1 protein-coding gene is annotated in these 1,520 nt (G+C 66.8%); it reads right to left on the bottom strand.

Features of this window, described 5'->3' with window-relative positions:
• Positions 1–1,520 (bottom strand): formate dehydrogenase subunit alpha (gene fdhF / locus JV551A3_RS11650; RefSeq protein ID WP_133978708.1); only part of this gene is annotated, 1,520 nt, incomplete at both ends.

The raw sequence follows: 1,520 nt of genomic DNA, 5'->3' as shown, positions 1-1,520 counted from the left end.
CGTGGCGGTCGATCTCGGCGTAGCTGACGCGGTGGAAGGTGGGCGTCAGGCGGGCGATCTCGTCCATGATCTCGGACGGGTGACGGTAGTTCATCGGGTAGCCCAGGGCATTGGCCAGGGCCACGGTCGCCTCCCAGTCGGCCTTGCCGGCCAGCGGCTCCATCACCTTGCGCACCCGAGAAATGCGCCGCTCGGCGTTGGTGAAGGTACCGTCCTTTTCGAGGAACGAACTGCCCGGCAGGAACACATGGGCGAACTTGGCTGTTTCGTTGAGGAAGATGTCCTGCACCACCACGCACTCCATGGCCAGCAGGGCCGCGGTGACGTGCTGGGTGTTGGGGTCGCTCTGGGCAATGTCCTCGCCCTGGCAGTACAAGGCCTTGAAGCTGCCATCCAGCGCCGCCTCGAACATGTTGGGGATGCGCAGGCCCGGGTCCGGCTGCAGGGTCACGCCCCAGGCACGCTCGAACTCGGCGCGCACGCCCTCGTTGGAAATGTGCCGGTAGCCGGGCAGTTCGTGAGGGAACGAGCCCATGTCGCACGAGCCCTGCACGTTGTTCTGCCCGCGCAGCGGGTTCACCCCTACCCCTTCACGGCCGATGTTGCCGGTGGCCATGGCCAGGTTGGCGATGCCCATCACCGCAGTACTGCCCTGGCTGTGCTCGGTCACGCCCAGGCCGTAGTAGATCGCCGCGTTGCCGCCGGTGGCGTACAGCCGGGCAGCGGCGCGGATCTGCTCGGCAGGCACACCGCAGACCGGGCCAAGCACTTCGGGGGCATTTTCCGCCAGGCTGACGAAGTCGCGCCAGCGGGCGAAATCCTCGGTTTCGCAGCGGGCATCGATGAAGCGCTGGGCCAGCAGGCCTTCGGTAACGATCACGTGGGCCAGGGCATTGAGCATGGCCACGTTGGTGCCGGGGCGCAGTTGCAGGTGCAGCTCGGCGCGGGCGTGCGGCGAATCGACCAGGTCGATGCGCCGCGGGTCGATCACGATCAGCCGCGCGCCCTGGCGCAGGCGGCGCTTGAGCTGCGAGCCGAATACCGGATGGGCGTCGGTGGGGTTGGCGCCGATCACCAGCACCACGTCGGCCTGCATCACCGAGTCGAAGCTTTGCGTGCCGGCCGATTCACCCAGGGTCTGCTTCAGGCCATAGCCGGTGGGCGAGTGGCAAACCCGCGCGCAGGTGTCGACGTTGTTGTTGCCGAATGCCGTGCGCACCAGTTTCTGCACCAGGTAGGCTTCTTCGTTGGTGCAGCGGCTGGAGGTAATGCCGCCGATGGAATCACGCCCGTACTTCAGCTGGATGCGGCGGAACTCGCTGGCGGCATAGGTTACCGCCTCGTCCCAGCTGACTTCCTGCCACGGGTATTCCAGGCGCTTTCGGATCATCGGCTTGGTGATGCGGTCCGGGTGGGTTGAGTAGCCCCAGGCGAAGCGGCCCTTGACGCAGGCGTGGCGGTGGTTGGGGCCGCCGTTCTCGTCCGGGACCATGCGCACCGGCTGGTCGCCCTTCATTTCG

It is taken from the genome of Pseudomonas inefficax (genome assembly GCF_900277125.1).
Taxonomy (GTDB): Bacteria; Pseudomonadota; Gammaproteobacteria; order Pseudomonadales; family Pseudomonadaceae; genus Aquipseudomonas; species Aquipseudomonas inefficax.
The sequence above is the reverse complement of the archived record's forward strand: the minus strand, read 5'-3'. Positions and strand labels throughout refer to the sequence as shown.